The sequence below is a fragment of the Methylocaldum sp. genome (assembly GCF_035627495.1).
GTDB lineage: Bacteria > Pseudomonadota > Gammaproteobacteria > Methylococcales > Methylococcaceae > Methylocaldum.
The window spans coordinates 1-1,225 of record NZ_DASPLO010000180.1 but is presented as its reverse complement, the minus strand read 5'-3'; the positions used below and the strand labels follow the sequence as shown (position 1 = coordinate 1,225).

General features: G+C 65.3%; 1 protein-coding gene. It reads right to left on the bottom strand.

Annotated features, from left to right (window positions below; translation table 11 throughout):
• Positions 1–5: 5 nt before the first annotated feature.
• A complete protein-coding gene (locus VEB01_RS16740) occupies positions 6–1,133 on the bottom strand; it encodes an ISAs1 family transposase (RefSeq protein ID WP_324877405.1) in 1,128 nt (375 codons plus the stop codon).
• Positions 1,134–1,225 lie beyond the last annotated feature (92 nt).

The window sequence follows — 1,225 nt, the reverse complement described above, 5'->3', positions numbered from 1 at the left end:
CACGGTCATCGCATTTGGACGAGGATGGATCTGGCGAACTCGTCGGACCATCCTGAGCGTTTGCGCTTGCGTCGGACAGAGATGTCCGGGCGAGCGCGGTTGAGGAGGTTGAGGGCGAGCTTGCGCAGGGTGGCGAGGTTTTCCGGTCCGTGATCCTTCCGGTTTCTGGCGCGGTCCTCGTCGAAGGTGACATCGAGCACCCAGTGCAGGCAGTTCTCCACGGACCAATGGGCGCGAGCGGCCTTGAGATAGTCCTGCGCGCTGAGGGGGCGCGAGCAGACGTGATAGTGGCGGGTGACGGTGGATTTGCCGTGCCGTTCGACGGTGGCTTCGATCATGCCCAGGCAGGCCATGTCGGGAAGCAGAACCGGCTCGGAGCAGGCCGACTTGGGACCGCGCACCCAACTCAGGTCATGGCTGACCCAGGCCCGCCGGGTCTCGATGCGGCCGTGGTCGGCATCGGTGGTTTCGCTGAGGGGCAGTTCGGCCAGCGTCTGGGCATCGGCGAAGTACTCCACCACCATGGCATGAAGGGCGGGGTGGTTGCCCTTGAGCCGCAGAAGGTAGTCGCCGCCCTGATTGCGGATGGTGCGCGCGGTCTCCTCCTGGCAGTGGATGGCGTCGGCGGTCACCAGCCATCCCGTCAGATCCAGGCACCCCAGCAAGGCACGGGCCGCCACGATCTCGCTATCGCCCTCGGCCACCCGGAAGCTGTGCTGGCCCACAACCACGCGCGTGGCCGAGGCAAACGCCGTCACCACCGCCAGCGGGTTGGCGCGCGCCGCATCGGCGAAGGACCGGCGCAACGTCTTGCCATCGATGGCGAGCACGCCCGCGCCTGCCGCTCCGAGGTCTTCCAAAAACCGCCCGAAGCACGCCGCAAAGGCCGCCGGATCGAGCAGCCGGAAGATCCGCGAGAACGTGTCGTGGCTCGGAACCCCGTTCTCCAGCCGCAGGAAATCCCGGAACAGAGCCTCCCGATCCACCGCAAAATCAGCAAAGTCCGAGCAACTCTCAGCTCCGCAGATCGACGCCGTCAACGCGATCGTGAGAACTTCCAAAAGGTCATGCCGCTTCGCATTCCCCGTGCGCGGGTCCGGGAGAGCGGCAAACACCTTCGCGTACCAAGACATCGGGAGGCTCCTTCCCTGAACGCAAGAGCCTCCCTACAGAATCCATTTCAGCCCGGCGCGCTACCGTCTTTTCTCAAATGCGATTCCCCTGC